Genomic DNA, 6,000 nt, shown 5'->3' with positions numbered 1-6,000 from the left:
CGGGCACGCTCATGCCGCCGAACTTGCTGCGCCACAGGTAGTAGGACGCCTCACTGAAGCCATGCCGCCGGCACAGGTCTTTGATCGGCATGCCGGCCTCGGCTTCGCGCAGGAAGCCGATGATCTGCTCTTCGGAAAAGCGCTTCTTCACGTCCAATCTCCTCGGGGTAGGGAATTGGACTCCAAACTGAGGTGCTACTCAAACTTGGGGGGACGTCGCCGCTGCACCGTCAGATGCGGTGAGTTCCTGGTCGCTGCCGGTGCCGGCAACGGCTTGCGCTCGCGGCCCGCAGAACCGACACTGCGCGCCCGGCCGCTTTGCGCCTGATGGTCGGCGCCTACAGGAGCGCGACGCGTGAACCAGCAACTGCCCCCCGACCGTGGGCTGCTACCGCCCCGGATCCTGCTGTGCTATTCGGCCATCGCGCTGTTGATCATGCTGGTTTTCAGCTGGTCGATGCCGCCCATCGATGCGTCCGGTTTCCGGCAGACGCAGACCGCACTCTCGATCGACTGGATGCTGCGCGGCGGACCTTTCCTGTCCTATCTGACGCCGGTGCTTGGCGCGCCGTGGTCGATCCCGTTTGAGCTGCCGCTGTTCCAGTGGCTGGCTGCGTTGCTGTCCAAAGTCACCGGCATGAGTGCCGACAATAGTGGCCGCCTGCTGTCCACCCTGTTCCATGTGGGCTGCCTCTGGATGGCGTATCGCATCATCCTGGTATTGCGCCCCGACCGCGTGCTGGCACTGTGTATCGTCGGTGCGTTCGCAGTGTCGCCGCTGGCCCAGTTATGGGGGCGCTCGGTGATGATGGAATCCACCGCGGTGTTCTTCGGTCTGGTGTTTGTCTGGGCGATGGCACGGCTGTACGTGCAGCCGCGAGCCTGGCACGGTGGGGTCGCCGTTGCCGCCGCAGTACTGGCGGCCCTGATCAAGATCACCACCTTCTTCGGTTTTGCTGTCTTCACCGTCCTGGCCCTGGCCTGGGTGGCGCTGCGCGAGCATGGCTGGCGTCCACAGTGGTTGGCCGGACACTGGAAGCTGCTGGGCTGGGGGGCAGTGGCGGCTGTGGCGGCGTTGGTGGCATTGCTGCTCTGGCTGCAGCATGCCGATGCCTTGAAGGCGCAGTCGCTCTTGGGCCAACAGGTCACGTCCGATAGCCTGTCCGGCTTCAATTACGGCACCTTGCAGCAGCGCCTGGATCCGGCCGTCTGGTGGGGGACCATCTTCAAGAAGCGCTTCGCCGGACCGGTCGGTTCGAACTGGGTGTTCCTGATCATCGTCATCGCCGGTTTGTCGATCCTCCAGATCCGTGCGGCAGTGGTCGTGTTGCTGCTTGCCTACCTGGCGCCGATGCTGGCTTTCACCAATCTGCAGGTGGTGCATCCCTATTACCAGTTCGCGCAGGTGGTGTTCGCCACGTCGATCGTCGGCCTGGTGCTGTGGTACGTGGTGCAGCGTGGCCAGGCGGTCGGTAAGCCCGGCCGTGGCGTGGCATTGGCGGTGTTCCTGTGCCTGCTGTCACTGGGCTCTGGCCTGGTGAGTTCGCTGAAGAACATGAAGCAAGCGCGTGAGCCGACGGCGATCTCGCAGATCGCCGCGCAGATCCGTGCAGCGACGCCCGAGCAGGGCGTGGTGGTGGCCTTCGGTGATGACTGGTCTTCCGAACTGCCCTATCGGTCCGGGCGCCGCGCGGTGATGATTGCCGACTGGGCGTCCGATCAGGCGTTGCAGTCGTTGGCCAGCACCGACACTGCGCTGGGTGGCCTGCCGCTGGCGGCGTTGGTCGATTGCCCCAACAAGTTGGGCAGTACGCCGCAACGGGCGCAATGGCACGCCGCGATCGTGCAGCGTTATTCCGCGAGTGCGCAACCGCAGGCGATTGGCGACTGCCGATACTGGCTGCGTCGGTAGTGCAAGCCAGCGGCCTGGTCAGCGACGCGGTGTGCGCGTCGACCAGGGGCCGTCAGGGTTCGCCGATCGATGGCCGTCCTTGCCGTGCGGCCGCCGTCGCTAGCATGGTGCGTGACCGCCATAGCCGACCTTGCTGCCGCCCGCGCTGAACAAGGCCACCGTCGACGCCGATACGCAAGGCGCGGCGCCATGGCGCTGCGCCCTGATGACGGCGCACGCCGGCCCGGTCCTTGCCGAATCTCCACTCCCCAATCCCGGTCCTCTTACGCAGGTCCTGGGCCGTCGCTGGCTGGCGGATCGTCCGGATACAGCCGTGCCGGCCCGCCGAGCGCTGGGTCGCTGATCCCGGGCTTGCCGGTTTCCACGCGCCCGGCCGGGCGCTGGCGCGCGCCGTCCTGGACCAGCCACAGGTCGTGCCAGCCGCCGGTCGATGTAGCGCTCCAGCGCACACGGTGCTCGACCCCGGCTGCGACGGTGAGATGCTGGCACGGTTGCGCTTGCGTGTAGGCGCCAGGTTCCAGCGCGAGGTGCAGTGGGCGCTTGCCGGGATTGCGTAACGTCAGGCACAGCGCCTGCGCATCGTCTGGGTCCTGCGCGATCTCGGCCAGTAACGGCGCGGCATCGAGGTCGCCGCGGTAATGACGATGGAATCCATTGGGGCCGATCAGCCACAGATCGTATCGGCCATCGTAGGTGGTCCAGGTCCCTTCCACTGCGGCGCCGTTCCCCACCGTGTAGCGGCGCGGAATTGCGGCGAGATCGAAGCGGTCGTAGACGTGCAGTACGACCGCGGCGCCCGCGTTGGTCATACGCAGTGTCACCTTGCCACGCTTGGGCAGATGGGCCAGCGCCACGCTGGGGCGGTACGGCAGTGCGCGCGAGCGGCGCACGCCGAACGGTTGCTCGGGCGGTTGCAACGTGGCCGGCAAGGGCGGCAGTGCATGTTCGCGCAAAGCTGCCGCGCGCGCTGCGGCTGCGCTGATATCGGGCAGTGCGGCGGCGAACGGGCGCGCATCAGAATTGCAGAAATCGAAGGCGTTGCTCAGATCGCCGCACACCGCGCGCCGCCACGGTGTGATCTCCGGTGCGGGCACGCCGAAACGACGTTCCAGTAGGCGCAGCACCGAAGTGTGGTCGTACACCTGCGAATCCACCCAGCCGCCGCGGCTCCATGGCGAGATCACGTACATCGGCACACGCGGGCCCAGCCCGTATGGTCGCCCGCGGAATTCGGGCAGATCCACGTTCTGTTTGGCGCCGGATGGCGGTGGTAGTCGTCGTCGGTGGTAATCGTCGATGCACCGGCAAACCCGCCAGCCGCGCGTGCATCGGGCGACGGTGGCGCGGGCGGCGGCATATGGTCGAAAAAGCCGTCGTTCTCGTCGAAAATCACCAGCAAGGCGGTGCGACTCCACACCGCTGGATCGGCAGTGAGCGCGTCCAGCACGCGTGCGGTGTACGCCGCGCCCTGGGCGGGGCTGGATGGATCTGGGTGCTCGCTGCCGGCCGCATCGGCGATGAGGTAGCTCACCGCTTGCAGACGCCCGCCCAGCACGTCCTCGCGCAGCTGCGCGACACCGCGCGTGCTCACGCCACGCGCGCGCAGGTCTGGATCATGTGCTGGTGCGGCACTGTAAGCCAGTCGAAACGGCGCAAACCCCGCCAGCGGGTTGTCGGTGAAGTTGTCGGCCATGTCCTGATAGATCTGCCATGACACACCGGCGCTCTGCAGTGCTTCGACATAGGTGGCTTAGCGATACGGCTCGGCAAACCCGCCCAGTTCCGGAAAATTGTCGTGCGAATTGCCAATCACCGGGCCGCCCGCGCGGGCCTGCGGATCGTTGCCGCCGGTCCACAAAAACACACGGTTGGAATTGGTGCCGGTCTGGATCGCAGCGTGGAAGGCATCGCAGACGGTAAACGCCTCGGCGAGCGCGTACTGAAACGGAATATCCGTGCGCGTGTAATAGCCCAGCGCATGATTGTGCTTGGCCGCGGCCCAATGCCCGAGCCGGCCATGGTCCCAGGCCCGCTGTGCATCCGGCCAGCTATGCGGGGTGCCGTTGACGCGCATGACGCCGAACTGTGCGGCCGTATCCAATGCGAACGGTGTCAGCCATTGGCGGCCGTCCTCGCTGGGTTGCAGCCATACCGTGCGCGCGGGTGCATTCGGCAATGGCGGTGCAGGAATCGGAAAGCGATCGCCAAACCCGCGAACGCCGGGCAGGGCGCCAAAGTAATGATCGAACGCGCGGTTTTCCTGCATCAGGATCACCACGTGCTGCAGATCCTCCAGCGTGCCGCTGCGGCGGTCTGGCGCGATGGCTGCGGCACGCGCGATGCTGGGCAACAGCGCTGCCGCGCCGCTGGTAAGGCCAGCTTGCAGCAGGCGGCGTCGGGGCAGATCGATCATGTGGGCTCACCGCATCCGAGGGAATGCTCGCACCGAGACACGGTGCGAGCAGCGCATAGCATCGCAGGTCACCGTGACAGATCCAGCGTCATGTTCACCGTGCGCGGCGCTGCGATGGATGCGCTGTTGCCGAGGTCCTCAGAAATGACGGGGACATAGGTTTGTCAGCATTACTTGGTGTGCGGAGGCGCTTCGGTCTGCTGGGTTTCCGGCATCAATTCCAGGGCCGACGGCGTGGTGCGCAGCATCGGGCGGAACGCGATCGGATGGGGACGGCGGCGGGCGAAGCGCAGCAGCCGCGATAGCGTGAAACCCGCAAGCGCCAGCAACATCACCGCGAAGTACACCGGTAAGGCGGCCGGGCCGAATTTCTGCATCGCACCGCCAGCCAACGCCGGGCCGATCGCCGCGCCGACGCCGTATACCAGCAACAGACTGCTGCAGCCAGAAAGCAGGTTTTCGCGCGGCAGGTAATCGAGCATGTGCGCCACCGCAAACGGATACAGCGAAAACGCCAACCCGCCATAGACAAAAAACAGCACGAACAGCACGGTCGTCTGCGTCTGCACCATCGGCAGCGCGGCAGCGATGGCGATGCCGGCGGCCAGGACACTCACCGTCGCCAGACCGATGCGGCGGTCATGCCCGTCGCTGATGCGCCCGATCGGCCACTGCAACACCGCGCCGCCCACGATGGCGGTGAGCATGAACATCGCAACGCCGCCGGAGTCCAGCCCGATCCGGTTGGCGTACACCGGCAGCAAGCCCCAGAACGCACCCATTGCCAGGCCGGAAAGGCCGGCGCCAATCGTGGCCACCGGCGCTAAGGCATACAACGTGACCAACCGCAGCCGCGATACATGCGGCACCTCGGGCGGGATCAGCCGCGTGGTCATCACCGGCATCACCGCTGCACAGAACAGGATTGCCGTCAGCGTAAACATCGCCGGTGCGCCCGCATCGCCGATGGTGAGCAGGATCTGACCCAGCGCCAGCGCCGACAGATTGATCGCCATGTAGATCGAAAACACCCGGCTGCGTCGGCGCGCGTCCGGCTCGGCGTTGAGCCAGCTTTCGATCACCGTGTACAGACCGACCAGCGCCGCCCCGGTCACCAGGCGCAGCACGCCCCAGCCCCAGGCGTTCAGCCAGATCGGATGCAGCAACACCGCAATGGCCGCCAGCGCGGCATAAAACGCAAATGCGCGGATATGCCCGATGCGGCGAATCAGCGGCGGCGCGAAGAAGGTGCCGACGAAGAAGCCGGCGAAGTAGCCGGACATGATCAAGCCCAAGGCGCGCGCACCGAAGCCGGCCTGATCGCCGCGCACGGCGAGCAGCGTGCCGAGTAGTCCGCTGCCGGTCAGCAGCAAGGCAACGCCGAGCAATAAAGCAGTCAGCCGCAACATGGATGCGACCCTCGTGGGGGAAAAGGCGCGTCGATCACGTGTTCGAGTGTAACAGCCTGTCCGGCGCGGCTTGATTGGGTTGGCGGACGTCGGTGGGATTGCTGGCAATTGCTGGGTCACTCTGTGATGTGATTCCGGCAACATGTAGGACTTCTGCGGCTGTGCGCACGCTGCGCTGCCTGCATGGCGCATCCACACACGTAGGCGCATCGCGCATGCAATGAAACGGTATGTCAGTCCACTCCTGCGCACGCGGGGAAGAGGCC

Annotated in this window: 3 protein-coding genes and 1 pseudogene; 1 reads left to right on the top strand and 3 read right to left on the bottom strand. The window is 66.0% G+C overall.

The window, feature by feature from the left end:
- On the bottom strand, positions 1–151 hold a 151-nt coding region (locus WJW29_RS05135), incomplete at its 3' end, for a transposase (RefSeq protein ID WP_143681901.1).
- Between the two features lie 204 nt (positions 152–355).
- Between WJW29_RS05135 and WJW29_RS05130 the strand changes: the two genes are divergently transcribed.
- Positions 356–1,912, top strand: a complete 1,557-nt coding sequence (locus WJW29_RS05130) for a glycosyltransferase family 39 protein (RefSeq protein ID WP_011258422.1) — start codon at positions 356–358, stop codon at positions 1,910–1,912.
- A gap of 263 nt (positions 1,913–2,175) precedes the next feature.
- On the opposite strand, the pseudogene WJW29_RS05125 reads toward WJW29_RS05130, so the two are convergent.
- Positions 2,176–4,325, bottom strand: a pseudogene (locus tag WJW29_RS05125) (phospholipase C, phosphocholine-specific).
- A 170-nt stretch (positions 4,326–4,495) separates the two neighbouring features.
- On the bottom strand, positions 4,496–5,734 hold the full coding sequence (locus WJW29_RS05120; protein WP_011408111.1) for an MFS transporter: 1,239 nt from the start codon (positions 5,732–5,734) through the stop codon (positions 4,496–4,498).
- Between the last annotated feature and the right edge of the window lie 266 nt (positions 5,735–6,000).

The organism is Xanthomonas sp. JL1, assembly GCF_038405005.1.
This window is presented reverse-complemented; position numbering and strand designations above follow the sequence as displayed.